At 73.9% G+C, this 26,019-nt stretch carries 19 protein-coding genes, 1 tRNA gene and 1 riboswitch; of the genes, 11 read left to right on the forward strand and 9 right to left on the reverse strand.

Annotation, left to right across the window (positions count from 1 at the left end):
* Positions 1–53 precede the first annotated feature (53 nt).
* Positions 54–773, reverse strand: a complete 720-nt coding sequence (locus AC07FJ_RS16375) for a Phenylacetic acid catabolic protein (RefSeq protein ID WP_479049449.1) — start codon at positions 771–773, stop codon at positions 54–56.
* Positions 774–1,324: 551 nt separating this feature from the next.
* Here AC07FJ_RS16375 and AC07FJ_RS16380 point away from each other — a divergent pair.
* Entirely contained in the window at positions 1,325–2,512 is a 1,188-nt protein-coding gene (locus tag AC07FJ_RS16380) for an aminotransferase-like domain-containing protein (RefSeq protein WP_479049451.1), read from the forward strand.
* 47 nt (positions 2,513–2,559) lie between these two features.
* A complete protein-coding gene (locus tag AC07FJ_RS16385; RefSeq protein WP_479049453.1) occupies positions 2,560–2,997 on the forward strand; it encodes a PaaI family thioesterase in 438 nt (145 codons plus the stop codon).
* Here the strand turns inward: AC07FJ_RS16385 and pdxR are convergent.
* Complete coding sequence (gene pdxR / locus AC07FJ_RS16390; RefSeq protein ID WP_479049455.1) at positions 2,979–4,484, reverse strand: MocR-like pyridoxine biosynthesis transcription factor PdxR; 1,506 nt, start codon at positions 4,482–4,484, stop codon at positions 2,979–2,981. The genes AC07FJ_RS16385 and pdxR overlap by 19 nt on opposite strands.
* A gap of 41 nt (positions 4,485–4,525) precedes the next feature.
* Here pdxR and AC07FJ_RS16395 point away from each other — a divergent pair, with 41 nt between their 5' ends.
* The 5 genes from AC07FJ_RS16395 to AC07FJ_RS16415 all read left to right on the forward strand — a co-directional run bounded on the left by AC07FJ_RS16395 (position 4,526) and on the right by AC07FJ_RS16415 (position 9,224).
* A complete protein-coding gene (locus AC07FJ_RS16395) occupies positions 4,526–4,999 on the forward strand; it encodes a carboxymuconolactone decarboxylase family protein (protein WP_479049457.1) in 474 nt (157 codons plus the stop codon).
* 120 nt (positions 5,000–5,119) lie between these two features.
* Positions 5,120–5,193, forward strand: a tRNA-Met gene (locus AC07FJ_RS16400).
* A gap of 147 nt (positions 5,194–5,340) precedes the next feature.
* Entirely contained in the window at positions 5,341–6,486 is a 1,146-nt protein-coding gene (locus tag AC07FJ_RS16405; RefSeq protein WP_479049459.1) for a PP2C family protein-serine/threonine phosphatase, read from the forward strand.
* A 227-nt stretch (positions 6,487–6,713) separates the two neighbouring features.
* Positions 6,714–6,849, forward strand: a riboswitch (cyclic di-AMP (ydaO/yuaA leader).
* 11 nt (positions 6,850–6,860) lie between these two features.
* Complete coding sequence (locus tag AC07FJ_RS16410) at positions 6,861–8,036, forward strand: M23 family metallopeptidase (RefSeq protein WP_479049461.1); 1,176 nt, start codon at positions 6,861–6,863, stop codon at positions 8,034–8,036.
* A 228-nt stretch (positions 8,037–8,264) separates the two neighbouring features.
* Positions 8,265–9,224, forward strand: a complete 960-nt coding sequence (locus AC07FJ_RS16415; RefSeq protein WP_479049463.1) for an aldo/keto reductase — start codon at positions 8,265–8,267, stop codon at positions 9,222–9,224.
* A 43-nt stretch (positions 9,225–9,267) separates the two neighbouring features.
* Here AC07FJ_RS16415 and AC07FJ_RS16420 read toward each other — a convergent pair whose 3' ends face one another.
* The 4 genes from AC07FJ_RS16420 to AC07FJ_RS16435 form a co-directional block, all read right to left on the reverse strand.
* Positions 9,268–10,515 carry a PrsW family intramembrane metalloprotease gene (locus tag AC07FJ_RS16420; RefSeq protein WP_479049465.1) on the reverse strand — a complete coding sequence of 416 codons (1,248 nt, stop codon included), beginning with the start codon at positions 10,513–10,515 and terminating at the stop codon, positions 9,268–9,270.
* Between the two features lie 164 nt (positions 10,516–10,679).
* The gene (gene trmB / locus AC07FJ_RS16425; RefSeq protein WP_361429762.1) at positions 10,680–11,468 is read right to left on the reverse strand and encodes a tRNA (guanosine(46)-N7)-methyltransferase TrmB; all 789 of its coding nucleotides are present in this window, start codon (positions 11,466–11,468) and stop codon (positions 10,680–10,682) included.
* 85 nt (positions 11,469–11,553) lie between these two features.
* Entirely contained in the window at positions 11,554–12,798 is a 1,245-nt protein-coding gene (lhgO, locus tag AC07FJ_RS16430; RefSeq protein ID WP_479049467.1) for an L-2-hydroxyglutarate oxidase, read from the reverse strand.
* Positions 12,799–12,906: 108 nt separating this feature from the next.
* Entirely contained in the window at positions 12,907–14,337 is a 1,431-nt protein-coding gene (locus AC07FJ_RS16435; RefSeq protein WP_479049469.1) for an MFS transporter, read from the reverse strand.
* 720 nt (positions 14,338–15,057) lie between these two features.
* Between AC07FJ_RS16435 and AC07FJ_RS16440 the strand changes: the two genes are divergently transcribed.
* Complete coding sequence (locus AC07FJ_RS16440) at positions 15,058–17,148, forward strand: asparagine synthase-related protein (RefSeq protein ID WP_479049471.1); 2,091 nt, start codon at positions 15,058–15,060, stop codon at positions 17,146–17,148.
* A 38-nt stretch (positions 17,149–17,186) separates the two neighbouring features.
* Here the strand turns inward: AC07FJ_RS16440 and AC07FJ_RS16445 are convergent, their stop codons facing one another.
* Together AC07FJ_RS16445 and AC07FJ_RS16450 are read right to left on the reverse strand one after the other, a co-directional pair.
* Positions 17,187–19,094 carry a sigma-70 family RNA polymerase sigma factor gene (locus AC07FJ_RS16445; protein ID WP_479049473.1) on the reverse strand — a complete coding sequence of 636 codons (1,908 nt, stop codon included), beginning with the start codon at positions 19,092–19,094 and terminating at the stop codon, positions 17,187–17,189.
* A gap of 223 nt (positions 19,095–19,317) precedes the next feature.
* Complete coding sequence (locus AC07FJ_RS16450; RefSeq protein ID WP_479049475.1) at positions 19,318–20,148, reverse strand: TetR/AcrR family transcriptional regulator; 831 nt, start codon at positions 20,146–20,148, stop codon at positions 19,318–19,320.
* A 367-nt stretch (positions 20,149–20,515) separates the two neighbouring features.
* Here AC07FJ_RS16450 and AC07FJ_RS16455 point away from each other — a divergent pair, with 367 nt between their 5' ends.
* A complete protein-coding gene (locus AC07FJ_RS16455) occupies positions 20,516–21,916 on the forward strand; it encodes an NAD(P)/FAD-dependent oxidoreductase (RefSeq protein WP_479049477.1) in 1,401 nt (466 codons plus the stop codon).
* 195 nt (positions 21,917–22,111) lie between these two features.
* On the forward strand, positions 22,112–23,779 hold the full coding sequence (locus AC07FJ_RS16460) for an ATP-binding SpoIIE family protein phosphatase (protein WP_479049479.1): 1,668 nt from the start codon (positions 22,112–22,114) through the stop codon (positions 23,777–23,779).
* Here the strand turns inward: AC07FJ_RS16460 and AC07FJ_RS16465 are convergent.
* Positions 23,776–25,038, reverse strand: a complete 1,263-nt coding sequence (locus AC07FJ_RS16465) for an MFS transporter (RefSeq protein ID WP_479049481.1) — start codon at positions 25,036–25,038, stop codon at positions 23,776–23,778. The genes AC07FJ_RS16460 and AC07FJ_RS16465 overlap by 4 nt on opposite strands.
* A 142-nt stretch (positions 25,039–25,180) precedes the next feature.
* Between AC07FJ_RS16465 and AC07FJ_RS16470 the strand changes: the two genes are divergently transcribed.
* On the forward strand, positions 25,181–25,720 hold the full coding sequence (locus tag AC07FJ_RS16470; protein ID WP_361429748.1) for a MarR family winged helix-turn-helix transcriptional regulator: 540 nt from the start codon (positions 25,181–25,183) through the stop codon (positions 25,718–25,720).
* The last annotated feature ends 299 nt before the right edge of the window (positions 25,721–26,019 follow it).

Consider the following 26,019-nt stretch of genomic DNA (forward strand, 5'->3'; position numbering starts at 1 on the left):
GAGACGTGCTGTCGTTGCCACTCCCCTCACGGGACGCTCGGGGAGCGTCCCGCCTACTCCGGAACCTTCAGCCCCAGGTTCTTGATGCGGGGCGTCACCTTCTCCCGCCAGATGTCCCGCGCCTGACCGTTCGTCGTCTGCCGCAGTCCGAAGCGGACCGCCATGCGGGAGCGCTCGGACCGCGAGCTGCCGAAGATCCGCTCGAACCCGGGCCACAGCCGGTCCAGCGCCTGCTGCAGCTCCTCACGCCCCTCGTCCGTCTGCGCCAGATTGCGGCAGACCCGCGCCCCGTGCGCGATGTGGACCTTCTCGTCGAGGATGATGGTGCGGACGGCCTCGGCCCACGGCTTGTAGCTGCTCTGCGCGAACTCGGAGATCATCACCATCGCCGTCTCCTCACCGATGTAGGAGAAGATGCCGCGCTCGGCCCAGGTGGTGCACTGGTGGAACTCGTGGCCGGCGAAGAGCTTCCGCTCGGCGAGCGTCTGCTTCTCCATGGAGGACGTGTCGATGCCGATGTCGGCGAGGATGCGCTTGCCGATCTTGTAGTGGTCGTACTCCTCGACCGCGCGTTCCGCGCAGACCTGCCGCTCCTCGGCGTTGGGCGCCAGTGGCAGGAAGACCTGTATGTAGTCGTCGGCGCCCGAGAGTTCCCCCTCGGTGTTGACGATCATTCCCCGGATCGCGATCTCCCGGTAGTCCTCGGGCATCGCGAGGAATTCGTCGGGAGTGCGGACTACGACGACCTCATCGCTCGGGATGGTGAATGACATGTGCGTTTCTACACCTCACTGGCCCCCACCGGGTCCGGGCATGCCGGATCACCGAAACTCGGTCGGGGAAATCGGGGATGGGGATTGTGTACGCGCCCGAACGGAACTCCGGTTCCGCTTCACCTGTCCGCGCCGCCGGTCGGCACCGCTGCCTTCAGCAGAGCGGGCCGACGATAACCACACCCCAAACGGCTGTTCAATGGAAACCTTTCGGCCACGGCAGCCGACACGCCACCGAGAGGTGTCGGGATTCCCTCCCCCTCCCGCCTCCCCGGCAGGGGGTGGGGCGACCTCCGCCACCCTGGAGCGCCCTCCCGTCGCAGCGCCTCCCATCTGCGCCGACTCCTCACCGAGCGCCACCGGTGGAGTGTGCTCGAATCCGCCGTCGTAAATCGGCCAAGGACTCCCCGCAAATATTCCTTCCCTATGCACCGAAGTCTCAAATGCTGAGCCGAAGCGCGTCCGGCAGGCAGGCACAACTCCCCGCGAATCAGGGCCTCCTGACCAATCCGCAGCCTGGACAGCCCCCCTGATTTCTTTATGCTTGGGGCATGCAGCCTTCTGTCCCCCCGCCCGCAGTCGCCTCCCGCCTGGCCAGCGTCGTTTCCTCGCCGGTACGGGACATCCTGTTGCTCACCGCACGCCCCGAAGTGATCTCTTTCGCGGGGGGACTTCCGGCTCCGGAACTGTTCGACGTCGACGGCCTGAAGGCGGCATTCGACCGCGTCATGGCCGAAGGGGCCCGCCGGGCCCTCCAGTACTCCACCACCGAGGGCGACGCCGACCTGCGCGAGGCCGTCGCGCGGCGGCTCACGGCGCGTGCGCTGCCGACCGGCGCCGACGACCTGGTGATCACCACGGGGTCGCAGCAGGCCCTCACCCTCATCACCACGACCACCCTGGAGGCCGGCGACGTCGTCCTGGTCGAGGACCCCTGCTACCTGGCCGCCCTCCAGACCTTCGGCTTCGCCGGCGCCCGCGTCGTCCCCGTCCCCACCGACGACGACGGCATCATCCCCGAGGCCCTGGACGAGATCGCCGCCCGCGAACCCGCCAAGCTGCTCTACCTCGTCCCCACCTTCCAGAACCCGACCGGCCGCACCCTCCCGGCCGCGAGGCGGACCGCCGTCGCCGAGACGGCCGCCCGGCACGGCTTCTGGATCGTGGAGGACGACCCCTACGGCGAACTCCGCTACGACGGCGAGCAGGTGCCCTGGATCGCCACGTCGCCCGCCGCGTCCGACCGCACCATCCTGCTGGGCTCCTTCTCCAAGATCATGGCCCCCGGCATGCGCCTCGGTTATCTGCGCGCCCCCGCGGCCATCCGCCGGTCCTGCGTCATCGCGAAGCAGGCCGCCGACCTCCACACCTCCACGGTCGACCAGGCCGTGGCCGCCCGCTATCTGCGCGACAGCGACCTGGACGCCCACATCCGGACCATCCGCGACGCCTACCGGGAACGCCGCGACGCCCTCCTCGACGGCCTGCCCGCCGCCCTGCCCGCCGGCAGCCACTGGAACCAGCCCGCCGGCGGCATGTTCGTCTGGGCCCGCCTGCCCGAGGGATCCGACGCCACCCAGCTCCTCCAGGTCGCCATCGGGCATGAGGTCGCCTACGTGCCCGGCGCCCCGTTCTTCGCCGGTGAGCCCGACCCGGCCGCCCTGCGCCTCTCCTTCACCACCCACTCCCCCGAGGAGATCACCGAGGGCCTGCGCCGTCTGGCCAAGGCGTTCGCGTAATCCGTACCCCCGAGCCGCGTCATCCACGTGCCCCAGAAGGGATTCCCATGCCCACCGAGTCGGCCACCCTGGTTGACGACGCCCCGATGACCCCCGCCGCGCTCAACGACATGATCGCGCGGGACTTCCAGGACTACGCCGCCTGCGAGGTCACCGAGGCCACCGGAACCCGCCTCACCATGGAGGCCGACGGCACCCGTCTCCGCACCCGCCCCGGCGGCACCATCTCCGGTCCCGAGCAGGCCGCCCTCGTGGACCTGGCCGCCTTCCTGCTCATCAACGCGCGCCTGGGCCGCCCGACCCCCATGGCCCTGACCAGCTCCCTCCAGATCAGCTACCTCAGCCGCCCCCGCCCGGGCCTGCTCCGCACCCGCGCGGAGATGGCCAAGTTCGGCAACCGCCTCTGCGTCGTCCTCGCCGAACTCCGCGACAGCGCCGGCACCCTGGCCGCCACCGCGACGGTCACCTACTCCGTGCCCCGGTAGCCCTCGGGCGGGCGCCGGGTGGCCCGATCCGGGCCGCCCGGCGGCAGCGCCCGGCACAGTGCCTCCAGGGCGGCGCCGTAGGCGTGGTCCGGCGGGGTGGCGTAACCGACGACCAGGCCGTCCGGGTGCGGCCCGGTGGCCGCCGGGTGGCGGAAGGCGGCGAGGCCGTCGAGGGCGATGCCCTGCCAGGTGGCCGCCTTCACCGTGGAGGCCTCCGTGCCCGGCGGGAGGCGCAGGACGGCGTGGAGGCCGGCCGCGACGCCGGTGGGCGTGATGTGCGGGGCGCGGTCGGCGAGGGCGGCGACCAGCCGGTCGCGGCGGCGCCGGTAGCGCTGGCGCATGTGGCGGACGTGGCGGTCGTACGCGCCCGAGGCGATGAGGTCCGCGAGGGCGAGCTGGTCCAAGGCGCTCGCCCACGCCTCCCGCTCGCCCTTGGCGGTGAGGACCGGCTCGACGAGGTGCTCGGGCAGGACCATCCAGCCGAGCCGTACGGCGGGCGACAGGCTCTTGCTGACCGAGCCGAGGTAGAGCACGCGGGCCGGGTCGAGACCCTGGACGGCGCCGACCGGTTCGCGGTCGTAGCGGAACTCGCCGTCGTAGTCGTCCTCCAGGACGAGGCCGCCGTGCGCGCGTGCCCAGTCGACCGCTGCGGCGCGGCGGGCGGGGTGGAGCGGGCCGCCGGTGGGGAACTGGTGCGCGGGGGTGAGCAGGACCGCCCGTACGCCGCGCGTGAGGGAGGCCAGTTCCCCGGTACGCGCACCGTCCTCGTCGAGCCCGAGCGGAACCGTGCGGACGCCCGCGGCCTGGAGGAGCGAGCGGTGGAAGCCCAGCCCGTACGACTCGACCGCGAGCGGCCCGCGCAGGACGCCGCCGCCGAACAGCAGCCGCAGCGCGTGCGCGAAGCCGGAGCAGACGACGATGCGCTCGGGGGCGGTGTACACGCCGCGGGCGCGTGCCAGGTAGGCGGCGAGCGCGGTGCGCAGTTCGACCCGGCCCTGGGGATCGCCGGGCCCGAAGGCTTCGTTCGGGGCGGCGTTCAGCGCGCGGCGGGCCGAGGTGAGCCAGGCGGCGCGGGGGAAGGAGGCGGCGTCGGGGGTGCCCTGGCGCAGGTTGTGGCGGGGCGTAGGGGTGGCGGCGGGGAGCGCCGGGGACTTCTTCGGGACGCGGGGCGGCCTCGCGGGCGCGGCGCGTTCGGCGACCCGGGTGCCCGAGCCCTGGCGGGCGGTGAGCCAGCCCTCGGCGACGAGTTCGGCGTACGCGTCGGCGACCGTGTTGCGGGCCAGGCCCAGGTCGGCGGCGAGCGAGCGGTACGGCGGCAGGCGCGTGCCGGGGGCGAGCCGGCCGTCGCGTACGGCGTCGCGCAGGGCGGTGGTGAGCGCGGCGCGGCGGCTGCCCGTGGGGGACAGCTCCAGGTGGAGGTCGGCACCGATGCGTTCGGCTGCTTCGGACCAGGGACGGCCTGGTGGATTGACCCGAGATTCCGGCATGGAAGTGCACCCTACTGGGGGTCTTTCCGGCCCGTAGATTCATGGTCATGACGAAGACGAACACGCACACGGACCCCGTTTCCCGGATCAACTTCGCGAAGGCCGCCCCCCAGGCGTTCAAGGCCCTGATCGGCTTCGACGCCGCCGCCCGCGAGGGCCTGGACCCCGCCCTCGTCGAGCTCGTACAGATCCGCTCCTCCCAGCTCAACGGCTGCGCGTACTGCCTGCACATGCACACCACCGACGCCCGCAAGGCGGGCGAGAGCGAGGAGCGGCTGCACATGGTCGCCGTCTGGCGGGACGCGGCGCACTTCTTCACCGAGCGGGAGCGGGCCGCCCTCGCCCTGACCGAGGCCGTCACGCTGGTCGCGGCCGGGGGTGTGCCGGACGAGGTGTACGCGCGCGCCGCCGCCCACTTCGAGGAGGGCGAGCTCGGGCGGCTGCTCGCGCTGATCTTCACCATCAACACCTGGAACCGCATCGCGATCAGCACCGCGAAGGTGCCGGGTGCGTGAGGGCGCCGGCTGCGTCGCCCGCGGGTTCGGCTGCGGCCGTCGCGGGAGGCCGGTCGCGTGAGGCCGGCTGCGTAAATGGAGATGATCTTGCTCCGCATGGCGTAAGGTGGTGTTCACCGACGCGGGGTGGAGCAGCTCGGTAGCTCGCTGGGCTCATAACCCAGAGGTCGCAGGTTCAAATCCTGTCCCCGCTACTGATGGCGAAGGCCCGGTGCCGCAAGGCACCGGGCCTTCGTCGTATGCGCATGTCGTACGCCCCGGTCGCCCGGTCGGCCGATGGCGGGGCGTCGTGCGGCGCGGCTCCGGACGGCGTGCGCGCGGCCCGCCTACCGTCCGTAACCGTGGGTGACAACGGCGACAGGACCTGGAGTCGGAGCGCGCGACGCGCGAAGGTGCGCCGCTTCCTCCGGGTGGTGCCCGTCCTGATGATCGTCGGCGGGGTGGTGTTCGACCTGCTGACGCCGCCCCGGTTCACGGCCGTGCCGCTGTTCACCGCCGCCCCGCTCGTCGCCGCGCCGTTCTTCACCGCGCGGATCACGCTGGTGGCCGGGGCCGCCGCCCTTCTGGCGCTGGCCGGACTGCGCCTCCACAGCGGCACCCTGGACGAGGCGCCGTCCGTCACCGAGCTCGTCACCCTGGCCACGGTCTCGGCGTTCGCGCTGATGATCAACCGGGTCGTGCGGCGCAGCGGCGAGCGGCTCGCCTCCGCCCGCGGCATCGCCGAGTCGGCCCAGCGCGCCGTGCTGCCGACGCCGGCCGAGCGGATCGGCGGCCTGCGGGTGGCGGCGCGGTACGAGGCGGCGCAGGCGGACGCGTTCATCGGGGGCGACCTCTACGCCGTGCAGGACACGCCCTACGGGGTGCGGCTGGTGGTCGGGGACGTACGGGGGAAGGGGATGGGCGCGGTCGAGGCGGTGGCGGTCGTGCTCGGGGCGTTCCGGGAGGCGGCCGAGCAGGAGAGCTCGCTGGAGGGGGTGTCGCAGCGGCTGGAGCGGGCGCTGGCGCGGGAGGGGACCCGGCGTGACGGGCTCGACGCCTTCGAGGGCTTCACCACCGCCGTCCTGGCCGAGGTGGCGCGCGGTGACGCGGTGGTGCGGCTGGTCAACCGCGGCCACCCGGAGCCGCTGATGCTGTACGCCGACGGGGGCCTGGAGCGGCTGGCGCCGACCGAGCCCGCGCTGCCGCTCGGGATGGTGGACCTGGGGCCGTGGCCGGACCGCGCGGACGAGGTGCCGTTCCCGCCCGGGGCGACGCTGCTCTTCTACACGGACGGGCTCTCCGAGGCGCGGGACGCGGGCGGGGCCTTCTACGAACCGGCGGAGTGGCTGGCGGGGCGGAACTTCGCGGGGCCGGGGGAGCTGCTGGACGCCCTGGTCGAGGACGTACGGCGGCATACGGGGGGCGGGGGGACGACCGACGACCTCGCGCTGCTCGCGGTGACCAAGCCCCAGGGGCAGCGGGCCAGGGCGGTCCCGCACGGAGGGTGATCGGCGTGGAGCGCTCCGCATAACAGTTGACGAACCGTCAGGAAGTGTGGTGAGGCCCACGGGGTGTGAGGGGCAGTCAACTTGACTGCTCTTGCCCGTTTGTGGGGCGGTATGCCAGGGGCTAAGTAGTTAATGATCAGTAGGAACAGCTTGGAAACACGGCCCCGCGTCTATTAACGTTCGATAACGCAGCGCGGTCGTCCCAGCCGACGCAAGAGCGACGGCACCGTGCGCGCGCGCCGAATTCCGCAAGGGAACCGGGGAACCACCACCTTGGGGTGAATCGGGCCGCATCGCGGCCTGAAGGAGACCTTCCTGCTCCGAACCCGTCAGCTAACCCGGTAGGCGAGAAGGAAGGAAAGGAGTGCGCCCCCGTGGCGTCCAACAGGCCTGCCCCCGAAGCGCCGTCTGCTCCATCGGCCTCCCCGGCCCCTCATTTCGTCGATGCCTTCGGTCCGGGCCCCAGTTCCGGTTCCCCCGCTGAGAGTCAGGGGCAGTGGGAGGAGTGGAACCCCACCGAGGACACCGTCCGCCCCGTCCGCGGCCGCCATCGCGTGGTCAAGCAGCGCGGCGGGCTGGCCCGTAGCTCCACCGTCCTGGGCGTGGGCGTCATCGCGGCCGTCGGCGCGGGCGGAATGGCCACCGCGCAGGACAAGCCGCCGGTCTCCATATCGCTGCCCGACCTGCCCGGTGCGATAGCCGACAGCCTCCCGGACGCCGAGTCCATGCCGGGCATCGGCTCCCTGCTCTCCGACGACGGCGCCGATGGCGGTGCGGACGGGTCCGACGGAGCCGGCGCCTCCGCCGACGCCCAGCCGGCCGCCGCGCCGCTGACTGCCGGGTCCTCCGCCGCCGGAGGGTCCGCCGGGGGCCGCGCCGAGAGCGGTGCGAGCGCGGGCGAGGCCCTGCGGGCCCGCATCCTCCAGCAGGCCGAGCAGCAGCAGGCGTCCGCGGACGCGGCGGCGAAGCTCGCGGCCGAGAAGGAGGCCGCCGAGCAGGCGGCCACCGCGGCCAAGGCCCAGCAGACCGCCGCCGAGAAGGAGGCCGCCGCCGAGGCGAAGGCCAAGGCGGAGGCGGCGGCGAAGGCCGAGGCCGCCGAGGCCGCCGCGGCGGCCAAGGCGGAGGCCGAGCGCCTGGCCAAGCTCGCCGGCAGCTACGCGCTGCCGACCTCCTCGTACACGATCACCTCCACCTACGGCCAGGCCGGCAACATGTGGTCCTCCGGCTACCACACCGGCCTCGACCTCGCGGCTCCCACGGGCACCCCGGCCAAGGCCGTGCACGGCGGCACCATCAAGTCGGCCGGCTGGTCCGGCTCGTACGGCTACCGGATCGTCCTGGAGCTGGAGGACGGCACCGAGGTCTGGTACTGCCACCTCTCCTCGATGACGGTCGGCGCCGGGCAGAAGGTCGGCACGGGCGAGACCATCGGGCGCGTCGGCGCGACCGGCAACGTGACCGGACCGCACCTGCACCTGGAGGTCCACACGGCGGGCGGCGCCGGCGTGGACCCGCTGGCCTGGCTGCGCGGCAAGGGCCTGTCGGTCTGAGGCCCGGCCCGCCCGCCTGAGGCCCGACACTCCGCGGCCCGCGCCCCCTGAAGGCCCGGCCTCCTGAGGCCCGGCAGTCCGCGGCCCGGCCTCCTGAGGCCCGGCCGCCCCGGCACTCCGGTGGCCCTGGCGTTCCACCCCCCGACGCCAGGGCCGCCGGTCCACTCGTGCTGTGAATCCGCCCGCCATCGGAAATACGGCACGGCAGACGGGGTGTTGAGGTACCGCATGACCTCACTTCCCCTTCGCAAGCTGGGTACGTCCGACCTCCACGTCTTCCCCCTCGGCCTCGGCGGCAACGTCTTCGGCTGGACCGCCGACGCCGCGCAGTCCTTCGCCGTCCTCGACGCCTACACGGCGGCCGGCGGCAACTTCGTCGACACCGCCGACACCTACTCCTCGTGGGCCCCCGGCCACCAGGGCGGCGAGTCCGAGACGGTCATCGGTGACTGGATGGCCGCCCGGGGCAACAGGTCGGACGTCATCGTCGCCACGAAGGTCGGCGGCCACCCCCAGTACAAGGGGATCGGCGCCGCCAACATCAAGGCCGCGGCCGAGCAGTCACTGCGCCGCCTGAGGACCGACTACATCGACCTGTACTACACCCACTTCGACGACCCGGCCGTCCCGGTCGAGGAGTTCATCCCGGCGCTGGACCAGCTGGTGAAGGAGGGCAAGGTGCGGGCCGTCGCCGCCTCCAACATCTCCGCCGAGCGGCTCCAGGAGGCGCTGGACTTCTCCGCGCGCGAGGGCCTCGCCTCGTACGTCGCGCTTCAGCCGCACTACAGCCTTGTCTCGCGCGACACCTACGAGGGCGCCCTGCGCGACACCGCCGAGCGGGCGGGGCTGTCGGCTGTGCCGTACTGGGCGCTGGCCTCCGGGTTCCTCACCGGCAAGTACCGGCCGGGCGCGCAGGTCGACAGCGCCCGGGCCGAGGGGGCCGCCAAGCACCTCGGGACCGAGCGGGGCCGCAAGGTCCTCGCCGCGCTCGACACCGTCGCCGAGGCGCGGGGCGCCGAGGTCTCGAGCGTCGCGCTGGCGTGGCTGGCCGCGCAGCCGACCGTCGCCGCGCCGCTCGCCTCCGCCCGCGCGGTCGAGCAGCTGCCCCCGCTGCTCGCGTCCGCGGACCTGGAGCTCACGGCGGACGAGGTCGCCACGCTGACGGCCGCGTCCGAGGCGTCGGCGTAGGGCGTAGGGCTCCTGACGGCCGGGGCCGGTTCCGAGGCGTGCGTCAGGCCCGGTACGGGTTGTAGCCGTCGTAGTCCCGGTGCGGAGGCGGCGCCCACACCCGGCCCGTCGCGCGCGCCGCGTACGTCAGGGCCGGGCTCGCCACCGCCTTGCGCTGCCACAGGTGGTGCAGCAGCTCCTGCTCCCGCGCCACGAAGTCCGGGTCCGCCGCACCCCTGCGGGCCCGGTGGCGCAGGAACGCCAGCGTCGTCGCGAACGCCTCGTACTCGCCGACCGCCCGTGCCGCCGCCGGGCCGAAGGAGCGGGCCGCGTACCCGCGGGCCAGGCCGCGCGCCCGCATCGAGGCCAGCGCCAGCGGCTCGGTGGGCGAGAGCCAGCCGGCCGCCGCGTACGCGGGCAGCTCGCCGGATATGGTGCGCAGCTCGCGCTGGCGGGTCCAGATCACCAGCCAGGTCATCAGCCCGAAGGCGGGCAGCATGAACGCCCCGTAGACCGCGTAGAACCCCCAGGGGCCGAAGAACGACACCGAGCCGTTCCACATCGCGTGCATGCCCATCGCCAGCAGGAGCCCGAGCAGGGGCAGCGCGATGCGGCGTACGCGCTTGCGGCGCGCGCTGACGGCGGCGATGCCGAAGCCCAGGCCGGTGAAGACCGTGAACAGCGGGTGCGCGAAGGGCGACATCACGACCCGTACGAAGAAGGTCGCGGCCGTGACCGAGGCGAAGCCGGTCGCCCCGAGCTGCTGGTCCTCCCCGAAGGCGTTCCCCAGGTACAGGATGTTCTCGGTGAAGGCGAAGCCGGTCGCCGTGAAACCCGCCGTCACGACGCCGTCGACGACGCCCGTGAACTCCCGTCTGCGGAAGAGGAAGAGCAGCAGCACGGCGACGGCCTTCGCGGTCTCCTCCACCACGGGCGCTATGACCGTCGCGCCGATCGTGTCCGCGGCCGTCGGATCGGCGGTGGCGGTGGCTATCCAGCGGTGCGCGAAGGTGTTCGCGATGATCGCGACGAGCGCGGCGGCGAAGGCGCCCCAGGAGAAGACGAAGATCATGTTCCGCCAGGGGGCCGGTTCCACCCGGTCCAGCCACCGGAACGCCGCCAGGAGCAGCGGCACGGGGAGCAGGGCGAGCCCGAGCCCCACCAGGAAGCCCTCCGTGCCGGTCTGCTCCCGCACCAGCGCCAGGATCACCAGCCCGCACAGCGCGAGCACGGTGAACACCGAGCCGAGCCGCACCACCCGGCTGCGCCACAGGCGCCGCGGTTTGTAGCGCCAGCGGGCGCGCTCGGGCACGGCCTCGAACGATGGCTCGGGGTCGTACGCCGGAACAGCCGGCTGGGCCGGCTGCCCCGGGTGCGCCGCGTGTGCCGGTTGCGCTGCCTGCGCTGCGGGTTGCGGGAACGAGTGGGTCACACAACGACCCTAACGACGACCACTGACAGCCCGCGACGCTTTGGTTACGGCTGTGAGTCCGCGCGCTCGGCCCGCCGCCGGAACAGCAGGTCGTGCACCACGTGCCCCTTGTCCAGTCCCTGCCCCTCGAACCGGGTCAGCGGCCGGAAGGCGGGCCGGGGCGCGTAGCCCCCGTCGGCCTGGGTGTTCTCGAAGTCCGGGTGGGCGCTCAGCACGTCCAGCATCTGCTCGGCGTACGGCTCCCAGTCGGTCGCGCAGTGCAGGACGGCCCCGGGCTTCATGCGGGACGCGGCGAGCGTCAGGAACTCGGGCTGGATCAGCCGCCGCTTGTGGTGCCGCTTCTTGGGCCAGGGGTCCGGGAAGTACACGCGCACGCCGTCGAGGGCGTCGGGCGCCAGCATCTCGCGCAGCAGGATGATCGCGTCGCCGTTGGCCACGCGTACGTTGGTGAGGCCGGCCCGGTCCGCGAGGGCGAGCAGGTTGCCCTGGCCGGGGGTGTGCACGTCGACCGCGAGGATGCCGGTCGTCGGGTCGTCGGCGGCCATCCGCGCGGTGGCCTCGCCCATCCCGAAGCCGATCTCCAGCACGACCGGCAGCCCGTCGAACAGCTCGTCCAGGTCGAGCACCCGACGGCCGTCGATGTCCAGCCCCCACCGGCCCCACAGCCGGCGCAGGGCGTCGGCCTGCCCGGGCGTGACGCGGCTGCGCCGGGGCTGGAAGCTGCGGATCCGCCGCTCGAAGTGCGACCCGGCGGGATCGGGCGCGGGACCCTCGGGGAAGCGGGGTTCACCCTTGGGCCGGAGGGGCGCGGCGGTTTCACGGATCTCAGACACAATGCCCCGATTCTACGGCCCCGACCCACCGGGGCGGCAGGGCCGAAGGGCCCCGGGGCGGCCCCGCGGCCGCTCTGCGGACGGGCTACCCCAGCTGCGCCAGTGCGCGCCGCGCCACCTCCCGGCCGATCGGGAGGGACGCCGTGGCCGCCGGCGACGGGGCGTTCAGCACGTGGACCGTGCGGGGCGCCTCGTGGATCAGGAAGTCGTCGACGAGGGTGCCGTCGCGCAGGACCGCCTGCGCCCGGACGCCCGCCGGGGTGCGGCGCAGGTCACCAGGGCCGATCGCGGGCAGCAGGCGCCGCACCGCCTCCGTGAAGGCGCGCTTCGACGCGGACCGGCGCAGCTCGCCGGCGCCGTACCGCCAGTGGCGGCGGGCGATGTGCCAGGAGCCGGGCCACGTCAGCGTCCCGGCCAGGTCGCGCGGGCGGACGGTGGTCCAGCCGTACCCCTCGCGGGCCAGCGCCGGCACGGCGTTCGGCCCGACGTGGACGCCGCCGTCGATGCCCCGGGTCAGATGCACCCCGAGGAACGGGAAGGCGGGGTCGGGCACCGGGTACACCAGGCCGCGCACCAGCTCCGGTCGGACCAGTTCGTAGTACTCGCCGCGGAACGGGACGATCCGCACGCCCGGCTCGTCGCCCGCCAGTCGCGCGACCCGGTCGCAGTGCAGGCCCGCGCAGTTGACCAGGGCCCGCGCGCGGACGACGTCCCCGGCGGCCGTACGGACGGCGACGCCCCAGGGGCGCCGGTCGACGGCGGTGACCTCCGCGCCGTACCGGACGTCCGCGCCGGAGGACTCCGCCAGCTGGGCCGCCACCGCGCCGTAGTCGCACACGCCCGTCGTGCCGACGTGGATGGCGGCGAGGCCCCGCACCTGGGGCTCGTACTCGCTGATCTGCGCCGGGCCCAGCTCCCGGACCGGGATGCCGTTCTCCCGGCCCCGCTGGACCAGCGCGTGCAGCCGGGGCAGCTCGTCGCGCTCGGTGGCGACGATCAGCTTGCCCGTGACCTCGTACGGCAGGCCGTACTCGGCGCAGAACTTCACCATCTCGGCCGCGCCGCGCACGGCGTACCGCGCCTTGAGGGAGCCGGGGCGGTAGTAGATGCCGCTGTGGATCACGCCGCTGTTGCGCCCGGTCTGGTGGCGGGCGGGGCCGGGCTCCTTCTCCAGCACCACCACGCGCGTCCCGGGCGCGGCGCGCGTGAGGGCGTACGCCGTCGACAAGCCGACGATCCCGCCGCCGATCACGAGCACGTCGCAGTCGAACCGGACGAACCGGTCGAACCTGTCGACCTGGGTCGAACCCTCACTGCCGTACGCGGACACCGTGCCACCTCCCACCCCAGATAGTGCACTGGCCCACTGACAATGGCGCTAAACCCGGTGGGACGCGGGTCACGCCCGGGTCTTACGCCCGGGCCTCGCGCCCGGGCCTCACGCCGGTGTCATCAGCAGCGGCCGCGCCCGCTCCCGCAGCTCCACCACCCGCGGCTCGTCGCCGTACGGCTCCAGCCGGTGCAGCAGGTCCCGTACGTACTCGGTCGTACGGGCCGACGATATGCGCCCGGCCACCTCCACCGCGCGCGTGCCCGCCGCGCACGCCGCGTCCAGGTTCCCCGACTCCAGCTCGGCGACCGCGCTCACCACCAGCCGCAGGCCGTGCGAGCGGACGAACTCCTCCGTGGGCCGGGACAGGGCCTGCTCGGTGAACCGGCGCACCTGCCGCGGCGCCTTCAGATCGCGGTAGCACTCGGCGGCGTCCGCGCAGAACCGGTCGTACGAGTAGAAGCCCAGCCACGTGGGGTCCGCGTCGCCCTCCCGCGACCGCTCCAGCCACCCCTCCGCCGCCTTGAGCGCGGCCCCGGCCGCCACCGCGTCGCCCGCCTTCGCGTGCGCCCGCGCCTCCACCAGCCGGAAGAACGACATGGTCCGGGCCGTCGCCAGCCCCCGGTTGCGCTCCAGCGCCGCCTGCGCGAGGTCCACGCCCTCGTCGGCGAAGCCCCGGTAGGTGGCCTGCAGCGACATCGACGCCAGCACGTACCCGCCGAGCGGCACGTCCGCCGCCGCCCGCGCGAGCCGCAGCGCCTGGATGTAGTACCGCTGGGCCGCCTCCTGCTGGCCCGTGTCGAACGCCATCCAGCCCGCCAGCCGGGTCAGCTCGGCGGTCGCCCCGAACAGCGCCCGGCCCACCTCGTCCGAGTACGAAGCGAGCAGCAGCGGCGCCGCGTCCACCCGCAGGCACTCCGGCACCATCGACGAACGCCAGTCCCCGCCGCCGTACTTGGAGTCCCAGCGGCGTGCGTCCTCGGCCGCCTCGCGGAGCTTGGCCACGTCGCTGTGGCCCACGCGCACGAGCCCCGTCCCGTCCGGCCCGTCCCCCGGCGGCACCGACCGCTCCACCGACGAGTCGGCGGGGGTGATCAGCCAGCGGGACGCGGGCGTCGCGTACGCGCTCACCGCGAAGGAACCGGCCAGCGACTGCCAGATCCCGCCGCCGCCCGCCCGCCGCCCGGCCAGATCCAGCCGGTACAGCTCGGTCGCCGACTTGACCGCCTCGCCGACGTCGCGCGGGAAGGCGAGACCGACCTCCGGCGCCGGGTCGGCGTCCGCCAGACCGATCTCGTGCAGCGGCACCGGACGGCCGAGCTTCTGCCCGATCGCGGCCGCGATGAGGTGGGGCGCGGCGCCCTGCGGCACCATGCCCTTCGACACCCACCTGGCCACCGACGTCTTGTCGTAGCGCAGGGTCAGACCGCGCTGCGCCCCGAGGTCGTTGACCCGCCGGGCCAGGCCGGCGTTGCTGATTCCCGCGAGGGCGAGAACGGTGCCGAGCTTCTCGTTCGGCCCGCGTTGCTCCCTGGACATGCGCCACCCCTCGACACCCAGACGGCCGCCGCACGCCAGGCATAGGCGCGCGGCATTCGTAAACCCAGCGTAGTTCGGCGGATCCCGACCGTTAAGAGGCAGTGTTCCGTATGGCGAGATTGTTGTGCGTACGGGCGGATGGTGAGGAGCGTGCGGTGTTCCGGACGCGCGCCCGCCACCCCTGCTCCGTGCTCCGGCCGTGTGGCCGTGCGCCCGGCCGTGCGCTCTGGCCCTGGTCGGAGGGGGAGCGCTTCCATGGAGCCTGCGTGGGTCGGCCCGCTGCGTACTGGAACCAGTGGGCTGGGGGACACCGCCGCCTCATTCCCCGCGGGTGGCGGACCGGTCCGGGAGGCGAAGGGCGCCTCCCGGACCGTCGATCCGTCCGGAGCCGTGCGTACGGAACCGTACGTAGGGAGCCATGCGTACGAACCTCCGTACGGATCCGATGCCGTGCGTACGGATCCGGTCCGAAGCCGGTACCGGATCTGTACGGATGCGGGGCAGATTGGCTGGATGATGCCCATCGCCGAACCGGTCGAACCATCCCCCTTCCGACTCCGAACCCTTTCCGAAGCGTCGTCGTCACCAACGTCATATCGCCCATGCCAGGGGCGTGTTCCCTTTTCCCGGGGGCGCGCCCGGGAGCCCTCTTGCGCGCCGTTGTCGTGGCAGCATGTCCTCATCGAAGGCTGATGTTGTCCACAGGCGGTGGAGGCGGCGATGCGGTGGCTGGTGGGGTGGAGCAGTATCGCCGCGAGCTTCGGTACGGCGGGGGCGGTAGGGGCGGACGACGACGGACGCACCGTGCACCCGGTCGGCGCCCAACTGCTGTGGGGCGACCCGGATCCGCTGTGGGCGGTGGGCGACTGGCGCCCGGACGAAGTGCGGGTCATCTCCGTCGACGCGTGCACGCGCCTTGCCGTACTGGGCTGTTGTGCCGCCAGCGACGAGCAGCTGAGGGTCGGGCTGTTCGCGGCGCGCGGCGGCGCCATGCGCCACCTCACGGCGTGGCCGGGAAGCTACACCGCCGTCGTCCAGACCGGGCGGCGCATCATCGTCGCGGGGGACCTGGCCGGGGCGCGCCCGGTGTTCCACACGCCGTGGGCCAACGGCACGGCGTACGCGACCGCCGCCCTGCCGCTCGCCGACCTCATCGAGGCACAGCTGGACATCGGCCACCTGGCGGCGCTCCTCGCCTGCCCCGAGACCCCCGAGGCCCTGCGCGACTCCACGCCGTACGCCGGGGTGAAGCGGGTCCCGCCGGGCCACGCGCTCGTGCTGCGCGAGGGCTCGCGCGAGATCACCGGCTACGAACCGGTCGCCTCGCTCGCCGTCGAGGGGCCCCGCATCGACCCGGACCGGGCCGTCGAAGGCGTACGGGAAGCGCTGGTCGAGGCGGTACGCGCCCGGCTCACCGCGCCCCGGCACGCCCCGGAGACACCGCCGCCCGACCCCGGGCCCGTGCCCGGGATGGGGCCCGCCGAACGGCGCGCCGCGCGCGGGGCGCCCGCCCCCGGCATCGGTGCCGACCTGTCGGGCGGCAGCGCGTCCAGCACGCTGGCGCTGCTCGCGGCGGGGCTGCCCGGCGCGCCCGGCACGGTCCTCGGGCACGGTACGGGTGCCGGGGAGCGGCTGCTCGCCGTCACCTTCAACGACCTGGCCACGGGCGGCCACGACGACGAACGGGAACGGGCCCGCCTCATCGCCGAGAACCCCCGCCTCCACCACGTGGTGGTCGCGGCGGGCGAAGAGGCCCTTCCCTTCCTGGAGTTGGAGGGCCCCCTGACCGACGAACCGGGCCCCTCCCTGGTGACCGCCGCACGCCACCGGCGGCGCCTCGCGGCGGGCAGCGCCGACCACTTCACCGGGCACGGCGCCCGCCAGGTCCTGGACGCCCACCCCGCGCGCCTCGCCGACCTGCTGCTGGACCGCAGACGCCGGCACCTGCTGCGTCCGGTCACCGCGCTCGCCAAGGCCGCCGGGCCCTCGGCGGGCTCCCTTCTGGTGCCGCTGACCGTGTACCGGGCGGCGCGCAAGCTGGCCCGTACGCCGTACCGCGCGGGTCTGGAGTCCGCCGCCGACGGGCTGCTCGCGGCGAACCGGACCGTGCCGGCCGCGGCCGGGCCCCTGGACGCCTCCCTCTCCGCACTGGCCTGGTCCCGGCCGGGGCCCGCCGCGCGCTGGCTCACCGGCGAGGCGCTCGCTGAAGTATCGGTTCGCCTGGGGCAGGCGGCGACCCGCCCCACATCCGTCCAGCGGCCGGGCGAGGCACGCGCGCGGGCGGCCCTGGCGCGGCACGCGGCGGACCACCGCATCCTGGAGCAGGCCGCCGAGATCCGCAGCCAGCGGCTGCACGCCCCCTTCCTCGACAACCAGGTCGTACGCGCCTGCCGCGACCTCCCGGAGTCGCTCCGCGTCCAGCCCGGCGCCCGGGCCGCGGTCCTGCGGGCCGTACTCGCGGGCGCCGGCATCCGCGACCTCCCGCCCGGCTGGGGCGCGCCCTCCCACGCGCCGTCGGCCGCCGCCACGCGCGCGGGGCTGCGCCTCGCCCTGCCGGAGCTGATGGACCTCTTCGAGGCGCCGCTCCTCGCGGACGCGGGCCTGATCGAGGCCCGGGTCGTCCGCAGGGCGCTGCGCGCCGCCTCCGAGGGCGAACCGCTGCCCCTGGACGGCCTCGCCGACCTGGTCTCCACGGAGCTGTGGCTGCGCCGCCTCATCGCCCGGCGCGGGACCTGCTGGACCGGTACGGCGGCGCCCCGGCAGCGCGCGGTCGCCGCGGGGGTGCCGCCGCGGCCGACGCTGCGGTCCTGACGGGGCTGCGGTCCTGACCCGCCCCCCGGCGCCGGCCGTCAGCGGCAGCTGATCCGGGACTCGGCCCAGTCGACCGGGGCCACCGCGGCGAGGGGCGTGCCGGGGTGCGGCTCGACGACGAGCCTGATCGTGCGGTGCCCGGCGATCGTCACGCGCGCGGGCACCGCCGCGTCGCCGCCGCGCACCACCGGTGACCGCCACAGCCGCACGCCGCCGTCCCCGTACACCGAGAACCGCGCCGCGCCCAGGCCCAGCGCCATGTCGTCGACGCCGACGAAGGCGTCGTACGTCGAGCAGCGGCGGTTGAGGTCGATGGTGACGGACGACCGCGCGTGCACGGTCACGCCGTGGCCGTACCGCTTGCCGCCGATCGACATCCCCCAGCGCTGCCACAGCCAGCTGGACTCGTGCAGCCGCACCTCGGGGCGGGTGTGGTCGCCGAAGAGGCCGTAATGCAGCGCGTTGACCCGGTACACGGCGGGCGCGGGCGGCGGAGTGGGCGGCGGAGCCGGTTTCGGCGTCGGCGCCGGCTTCGGGGCCGGTCGCGGGGGCGGGGGTGTGGGCTTCGCCGGACCGGGTGTCGGCGTCGGCGTCGGCGTACGGACCGGATCCGGGCGTGGCGAGGGGCTCGGGGCCGGCGGGGGCGCGGGTGTCGGGGTGGGGGACGGCTTCGACGGGCTGGGCCGGGGCGCCGGCTCCTCGCGCGGGGCGACCGGTTCCGCCTTCGGCGGCCTGGCCTGCGGTTCCGGCGCGGGCTTCGGGTCGCCCGTCAGCGCCCAGACCAGCCCGGCGGTCGCCGCTGCGGCCACCGCGGCCGCGATGCCGACCTTCACCGGTGCGCCCAGTCCCTCGGCAGCGGCCCCGCCCGCGGCTCCACCGGCCCCTGCCCCGGCCCCGGTACCCGCTCCGGTGGCCGCCGCCGCGGCGCCGGTCGCGCCCGCCGCCCCCGCCGCACCGCCGGCCGCCACCACACCGGCCGCTTTGAGGGAGGCCCCGGCCGCGAACCAGCCGATGACGGCGACCGGCAGCAGCGCGGGGATCCCGGCGTTGACCTGCTCCAGCTCGCCCACCGCCACGCGGCACTTCGCGCACTCCTCCAGGTGTCTGCGCAACCCCCGCTCGGCGCGCATCCGCAGCCCGCCCCGGGCGTACGCGCCCAGCCGGTCGGCGTACCGGGCGCAGTCACCGCCGGAGGTGAGCGCCCGGCTCACGTGCGCCTGGAGGTAGGCCTGCTTGAGCCCTTCGCGGGCGCGGCTGGCCAGCACCGCCGTGGCGTTGGGGGTCAGTCCGAAGAGGGGTGCCACCTCGCTCGGTGACTCCTCCTCGACCGTCGTGTGCCACAGGACCGCCTGCCACCGCTCGGGCAGCGAACGGAACGCCCGCATGGCGAGCGAGCGTTCCGCCTCCTGCATCGCCCGCACCTCGGCACCGAGCTCGAGGGTGTCCTCCTCGGACACCTCCGTCGTACGCGCCGCCTGGGCGGCGAACACCGCGAAGTCCTCGACGAGCTGCTCCCGCTTGGCGGTTTTCGCCCAGGCCGCCGCGACCCGCCGCACGGTCGTCAGCAGATACGCCCGTACGGCGTGCTCCGGCCCCGCGCCACCGCGCACGGCCTGCAGCGTCCGCGCGAACACCTCGGCGGTGAGGTCGTCGGCCGTGTGCCCGTCCCGGCAGCAGCCACGGGCGTACCGCCGTACCGCCTCGGCGTGGCGACGGAACAGCTCCTCGTACGCGCCGTCGTCGCCGGAGCGCATGCGCCGCACCAGCTCGGCGTCCGACGGGGGCAGCTCGATCGGCGGTGGCAGCACGGACCCCGGTGCCTCCGGGGCCGCCGAGGCACCGGAGGCCCGGGCGGATCCGCCCGCGCGCTGCGCGGGCACACTCGCACCGGTGTCCGCATCGGCCACCCCGCCGCTCGGCGGCTCGTCTCGACCCTCACCGCTCATGGCGGAAGCCCCCGTACCACTGCTCGGACCGAACCTCCGGGCAAGCGTGCCACAGGGCCCGGCCCCGGCCGGGGCCGTTGGCCCGTTGACCACTCATCCGGGGAACCGGCCCGAATCGGCGCACGAGACCTCACCCGTTCGGGTGCGGAGTGCTGCGGAGCCGGTGCGGAGCCGGTGCGGACCGATGCGGAGCCGGTGCGGCGCGGGCGTCGCCTGTCCGCCGTTACGCGGGCCGGGAGCGGAGCCCCTCCAGCAGGATGTCGAGGAGCCGTGCCGACGCCGCGCTCTGCTGGGCGGCGTCCGGCAGCGAGGGCGCCGCCGTCGCGATGACCAGCAGGACGTCGGCCACCGTCACGTCACCGCGCAGCTCGCCCGCCTCCCGCGCCCGCTCGACGAGCCGGCCCACGACCTCCAGCAGCTCCGCCGCGCCCGGGTCGTCCAGCTCCGCCGCCAGCACGGCACGCTGGTGCGGAACCCGCGAGTCGCCGAACCCACCGAGCTCACCCAGCTCGCCGAGGCCGTCCGGACCACCGAGCACGTCGGCCTCCGGCGCGTCGTCCACGCCCACCCGCAGTACGTGCGGCGGCAGCAGCCGCCCGGCGCCCGAGGCCACCGACGTACGCAGGAAGCGGGAGAGCGCCGACCAGGGGTCCTCCTCCTGGCCCAGCGCCGCGCGCGCCTGCTCGGTCAGCCGGGAGGTCTCCTCCTCGGCTATGCGGCGCACCAGCACGTCCTTGCTGGGGAAGCGCCGGTAGACCGTGCCGACGCCGACCCTGGCCCGGCGCGCCACGTCCTCCATCGGCGCCCCGTACCCGAGCTCGCCGAAGACCTCGCGGGCCGCCCGCAGCACGTGCTCCAGATTGCGCTGCGCGTCCACGCGCAGCGGCGCCGTACGCCCGGTCCCGCCGGACAGGGAACCCCCGCCGGTCAGCGAACCGCCGCCCGGCAGGGCGCTCCCGCCGGTCATCGAGTGCCCGTCGGCCATCGCCCGTACGGTCCCGTCCGCCGCCGACGACGCGACGACGGCCTGCAAATGCGAATCCTGAACATGCATGTGTTCCCCCGGTTATGACGTCTCCCCCCGGAGACTCCCCGCCCTGACGATCGGGGACCGCATCCATCGCTCAGGTCACGCGCGACGACCCGGACACCCCGACGACATACGAACATAGTTGAGTCGGGGTCAATTCAGAAGGGGCAGTTCCGTCCGGTGCGCCCCCCGATCGGAGCAAGGACCGGAACACTCCCGATTCCGGCCCCCCACCCCACCCCGCTCGCACCCTCGCCCCCTCCCCTGACCTGCGCACCTTCCAGCCCGGCCGCCGCCCCGGCCCCGCCGCGGCGCCCCGCGCCCGCCTCGCTCTCCGGTCATACAAGTTGTCGGGCCTGTGGACAAACCCCGGAGCCCGTTGCGTCATGGGATGGTGACCGAACCTGTGCGCATTCTCGTTGTCGGCGGTGGCTACGTCGGGATGTACACCGCGCTGCACCTCCAGCGGCACCTCAAGGACCGGCTGAGAGGCGGCACGGCCCGCATCACCGTGGTCACGCCCGACCCGTACATGACGTACCAGCCCTTCCTCCCCGAGGCGGCGGCCGGCAACATCTCGCCCCGCCACGTCGTCGTCCCGCTGCGCCGCGTCCTGAACCACTGCGGGATCCTCATCGGCGAGGTCACGGCCGTCGACCACGCCAAGCGCACCGCCACCGTCACCACCCTCGCCACCGAGGAGGAGGGCGCGGGCCCCGTCCAGCTGTCCTACGACGAGCTGGTCATCGCGCCCGGCTCCATCTCGCGCGCCCTCCCGGTCCCGGGCCTCGCCGACTACGGCATCGGTTTCAAGACCGTCGAAGAGGCCATCGGCCTGCGCAACCACGTCATCGAGCAGATGGACATCGCCTCCTCCACCCGCGACCCCGCCATCCGCGACGCCGCCCTCACCTTCGTCTTCGTCGGCGGCGGCTACGCCGGCGTGGAGGCCCTCGGCGAGCTGGAGGACATGGCCCGCTACACCGCGCGGTACTACCACAACATCAAGCCGGCGGACCTGAAGTGGGTCCTCGTCGAGGCGACCGACCGCATCCTCCCGGAGGTCGGCGCGGACATGGGCCGCTACACGGTGCGCGAGCTGCGCGCCCGCAACATCGACGTACGGCTCGAGACCCGCCTCGAATCGTGCGAGGGCCGCGTCGCCGTCCTCAGCGACGGCACCCGTCTCCCCACCCGTACGGTCGTGTGGACGGCGGGCGTCAAACCCGCACCCGTCCTCGCCGCCACGGACCTGCCCCGCAACGAACGCGGCCGTCTCGCGTGTACGCCGTTCCTCACCGTCAAGGGCGTCGAACACGCCTGGGCGGCGGGGGACGCGGCAGCCGTCCCGGACGTCACGGCCGAGGAGGAGGGCCGGGAGTGCGCCCCCAACGCCCAGCACGCCGTACGCCAGGCCAAGGTCCTCGCCGAGAACTTGGTCGCCTCCCTCCAGGGCCGGCCGCTCAAGCAGTACGCCCACAAGTACGCCGGCTCCGTCGCCTCGCTCGGCCTTCACAAGGGCGTCGCGCACGTCTACGGCCGCAAACTCAAGGGCTACCCCGCCTGGTTCATGCACCGCGCGTACCACCTCAGCCGGGTGCCGACGTTCAACCGCAAGGCGCGCGTGCTGGCCGAGTGGACGCTGGCCGGGCTGTTCAAGCGGGAGATCGTGTCCCTCGGGTCGCTGGAGCATCCGCGTGCCGAGTTCGAACTCGCCGCCGGGCCGCCGCCGCCCGACCCCAAGGAGGTCGCCGAGGGCGGAACCGCGGACGGCGCACCGAAGTCCGACTGACGTAGTACGGCACGCGCACCGCACCGCACGCGCACCGCAGGCACCACACGCACCGCACGTACTGGCCGACGCAACGGCCGACGCCATTGTCAGTGCGCTCGGTCACACTGGACGTGTGACCATAGGTGGGCTCACACCTGCACAGAGTGACCCAGCGACTCAGCACGGCACCGACACCACGAGGCATACAGATCCGTGAACTTCACCCGTTGGAGCGCCCGGCTCCCCGGTACGCAACGCCGCGCCGCCGCGCGCGGCTCCGACCCTGGGGTCGCGCCGGCGCAGCGCGGGGACGGCTCGGTCCCCGCCGCGCGCGGTGAGTCGGGCACGGGTGAGCCCGGCCGCCGACCGGAGCTCCTGCCCGACGGCGTTCCCGCGCTGGAGGACTTCTCCGTCACCGAGATCCTCAGCAGCCTCCCCGGCCTGGTCGCCGTCGCGTACGGCCCCGAGCACCGCATCGCGTACGTCAACGACGCCTACGCCACCGCCTTCGGCCACCGCGCCCCCGGCACCACCGTCGCGGCCGACTGCCCGGAGCTGGCCGAGCTGGGCCTGCTCCCGCTCATGGACCAGGTGCTGCGCAGCGGGAAGCCCCGCACGGTCAAGTCCCGCCGCACGCACGGCGGCTCGTACACGGTCACCTGCCTCCCCGTCGACACGCCCGGCCACGAGGGCGGCGGCGTCCTCGTCCACGCCGCGGACGTCACCGACCACGCCGACGCCGCGGCCCGGCTCCGCGCCAGCGAGCGCCGCCACCGCGAGACCGCCGTCACCCTCCAGCGCTCCCTCCTCCCGCAGGAGCTGGAGCAGCCCGACGACCTGCGCGTCGCCGCCACGTACCAGCCGGGAGGCACGGACGCGGCGGTCGGCGGCGACTGGTACGACGTGATCACCCTGGGCGCGGGCCGCACGGCCCTGGTCATCGGCGACGTCATGGGCCGGGGGGTGCGCGCGGCGGCCGTCATGGGCCAGCTGCGCACCGCCGTCCGCGCGTACGCCCGTCTCGACCTGCCGCCCCACGAGGTGCTCCAGCTCCTCGACGGCCTGGCCTCGGAGATCGACGCCAGCCAGATCGCCACCTGCGTCTACGCCGTCCACGACCCCAACGAGGGCCGGCTCGTCTACGCCTCCGCCGGGCACCTCCCGATCCTGGTCAGGGACGAGGACGGCACCGTCCGCCGCGCCGACGAGCCGACCGGCCCGCCGCTCGGCACCGGTGGCTGGCTGCACACCTCCGGCACCATCGCCCTGCCGCCCGGCTCCACCGCCGTCCTCTACACCGACGGCCTGGTCGAGCGGCGCCGCGAGGACATCGACGAGGGCGTCGCCGCCCTGGAGCGCGCCCTCGCCGGCGCCACCGGCACCCCCCAGGTGGTCTGCGACCGCCTGCTGCGCGCCCTCGGCGTCACCGCGGAGCACGACGACGACGTCGCCGTCCTGGTCCTCCAGCACCCGACGCGCACGGGCCCGGACGCGGAGCTGTTCCACAACGCCGCGCTCGATCTGCTCGGCGGCGTGGAAGCGGCGCCCCGCGCGCGTGCCTTCGCCTCCGGGGTGCTCTCCAGCTGGCGCTTCCCGGTCGAACTGCGCGACCTGGGGGTGCTCGCCACCAGCGAGCTGGTCGCGAACTCCCTCCAGCACGGCACCCCGCCGATGCGCCTCAGGCTCCGGCGCACCGACCGCCGCCTGATCATCGAGGTGACGGACGGCGACGACCACCTGCCGCGCCGCCGCCGCGCCGAAACGGAGGACGAGGCGGGTCGCGGCATCTCGATCATCGCCACGATCGCCTCGTCCTGGGGCAGCCGCCGCACGCCGGGAGGCGGCAAGGCGGTCTGGTGCGAGTTCGCGCTCCCGGGTTAGACGGCGGCCTCCACCGCCTGCTCGGGCTGGTGCCGGGCGACCACCCGGGACTTCGCCACGAGGTACGGGTGGTCCTGCGCCGGGGTGAGCTTCTTGCCCAGCCGCAGGGCCAGCACGGTGATGCCCAGCGAGAAGAGCACGAAGGTCACGATGTACGGCCCGTGCAGCGCGGCCCCCATGGGCCCGCCCACGGCCGGCCCGATCGCCAGCGCGAGCTGCTTGACCAGCGCGAAGGCCGAGTTGTACTGCCCGACCATCGACTCCGGCGCCAGGTCGGCCACCAGCGGCGCCACGGTCGGCGACAGCATCGCCTCGCCGAGACCGAAGAGGCCGTACGTGGTGATGAACGCGGCCGTCGCCATCGTCTGGCTGCCGTGCCCGAGCCCGGCGTACCCCGCGAAGAGCCACGCCACGGTCCAGATCAGCCCGACCGCCGCGATCATCCGGCTCCGGCGGCGCCGCTCCACGAAGCGCAGCACCAGGAACTGGGCGACCACGATGACCGCCGTGTTCGCGGCCAGGGCCATGCCGAGCGCCGACGGCTCGATCCCGGCGGCCTCCGTGCCGTACGCCGCGAGGCCCGACTCGAACTGCCCGTAACAGGCGAAGAACAGCACGAACCCCAGCACGCACAGCTGCACCATGGCCCGGTGCCCGAGCAGCGCCCGTACACCGCCGCCCTCGGTCTGCGGCCGCGCGTCCGCGATCGACGGCGTACGCGGCATCCGTACCGTCGCGGCGATCACGGCCAGTACGAGGAACATCGCCGCCTCGATCGAGAACAGCAGCAGGAAGCTGTCCGGACGGCTCTCGTCGACGAGCTGCCCGCCGATCAGGCCGCCGATGCCGAGCCCGAGGTTCTGCAGGAAGAACTGCAGGGCGAAGGCGCGCGTGCGCGTCGCCGTGGAGGAGCACCACACGATCATCGTGGCGAGGGCCGGCTGCATCACGGCCGTACCGGCGCCCAGGAGGGCCGCGGCCAGGACGACGGTGGGCACGCTGCCGGCCAGCCCCATGCCCAGCGCCCCGACGGCGGCCAGCAGCGCGGCGCCGACCAGCACGGGAAGCGGCCCGCGACGGTCGATGGCCCGCCCGGTGAAGGGCAGCACGACGAGTGCGGCCATGGCGAAGACGGCCAGCACGACACCCGCCGTACCGGCGCCCAGGTTCCGCACCTGAGCCACATACACATAGAGATACGGAACGGTGAACCCGAGCCCGAACGCGCTCAGCACGTTCCCCGCCTGGATTCGGCGCATCGCAGCGCCCATCGCCTTGGACACACTCACCTACTTCGGTTCGCGAGGTCTTACCTCGGAAGACTTCAACACTAAAGTTCGATCCTTAACTCTACACATGGAAGGACTTCAACGCCAAGCCGTGCCATGGGATACTCCGGGCATGTCCGCAACGCAGGAGCCGACCCTCGACGAACAGATCGCCGCCTACCAGCGCGAATTCCGCGACCTCGACCCCCAGGTCGAGAAGGTGGTCTCGGCGCTGGGCCGGCTGAACCGCCGCATGAACGTGGCGTACGGCCGCCAGGTCGCCGAGCTCGGCATCAGCAACGCCGAGTGGGAGGTCCTCAAGCACCTCGTCCTCTCCGGCGCCCCGTACCGCCTGGGCCCCGGCGACCTCGCCAAGCGGCTCGGCCTCACGCCGGCCGCCATGACGCACCGCATCGACCGCATGGCGGCCGACGGTCTGGTCACCCGCGACCGGGACGAGAACAACCGGGTGCGCGTCATCGTCGAGCTGACGGACGAGGGCCGCGCCAAGTGGCTGGAGGCGATGCGCATGGCGACCGCCTTCGAGGAGGACCTCCTCCAGGACCTGTCGAGCGAGGAGCGCGGCGTGCTCGGGGAGCTCCTGATCCGCCTGCTGCGAAGGGTCGAGCACGCCCAGCCGGACGCGGGCGGGCGGCTGAGCGACCTCGACTAGGGGTCACTTGACACGCCCCTTGCCGATGCGTAAGGTTCTTCGAGTTGTCACGGAGCCGGAACGGTTCTGCGACAGCCGATCCCGCCGCGAACGCGGCAACAAACCCAGCACGATCTCCCGAACGGGACGCATTTTCGGCATGCCCGAAATGCATTTCGAAAGGCTCGATTATGAGCCGCCCGGGAAATCCGCTAGAGTTTGAAACGTCGGAACGGCCCAACGGGTCGGGAAGACAAGCCCGCTGACTGGGAATCAGGCCCGAAAGGATCTGATAGAGTCGGAACCGCCGGAAAGGGAAA

This window comes from Streptomyces sp. NPDC045998 (assembly GCF_056430285.1).

Coding starts and splice junctions, on each gene's coding strand:
- AC07FJ_RS16375 (WP_479049449.1), bottom strand. CDS start 773: ATGTCATTCACCATCCCGAGCGATGAGGTCGTCGTAGTCCGCACTCCC.
- AC07FJ_RS16380 (WP_479049451.1), top strand. CDS start 1,325: ATGCAGCCTTCTGTCCCCCCGCCCGCAGTCGCCTCCCGCCTGGCCAGC.
- AC07FJ_RS16385 (WP_479049453.1), top strand. CDS start 2,560: ATGCCCACCGAGTCGGCCACCCTGGTTGACGACGCCCCGATGACCCCC.
- pdxR (WP_479049455.1), bottom strand. CDS start 4,484: ATGCCGGAATCTCGGGTCAATCCACCAGGCCGTCCCTGGTCCGAAGCA.
- AC07FJ_RS16395 (WP_479049457.1), top strand. CDS start 4,526: ATGGTCATGACGAAGACGAACACGCACACGGACCCCGTTTCCCGGATC.
- AC07FJ_RS16415 (WP_479049463.1), top strand. CDS start 8,265: ATGACCTCACTTCCCCTTCGCAAGCTGGGTACGTCCGACCTCCACGTC.
- AC07FJ_RS16435 (WP_479049469.1), bottom strand. CDS start 14,337: ATGTCCAGGGAGCAACGCGGGCCGAACGAGAAGCTCGGCACCGTTCTC.
- AC07FJ_RS16440 (WP_479049471.1), top strand. CDS start 15,058: ATGCGGTGGCTGGTGGGGTGGAGCAGTATCGCCGCGAGCTTCGGTACG.
- AC07FJ_RS16445 (WP_479049473.1), bottom strand. CDS start 19,094: ATGAGCGGTGAGGGTCGAGACGAGCCGCCGAGCGGCGGGGTGGCCGAT.
- AC07FJ_RS16450 (WP_479049475.1), bottom strand. CDS start 20,148: ATGCATGTTCAGGATTCGCATTTGCAGGCCGTCGTCGCGTCGTCGGCG.
- AC07FJ_RS16455 (WP_479049477.1), top strand. CDS start 20,516: ATGGTGACCGAACCTGTGCGCATTCTCGTTGTCGGCGGTGGCTACGTC.
- AC07FJ_RS16465 (WP_479049481.1), bottom strand. CDS start 25,038: ATGCGCCGAATCCAGGCGGGGAACGTGCTGAGCGCGTTCGGGCTCGGG.
- AC07FJ_RS16470 (WP_361429748.1), top strand. CDS start 25,181: ATGTCCGCAACGCAGGAGCCGACCCTCGACGAACAGATCGCCGCCTAC.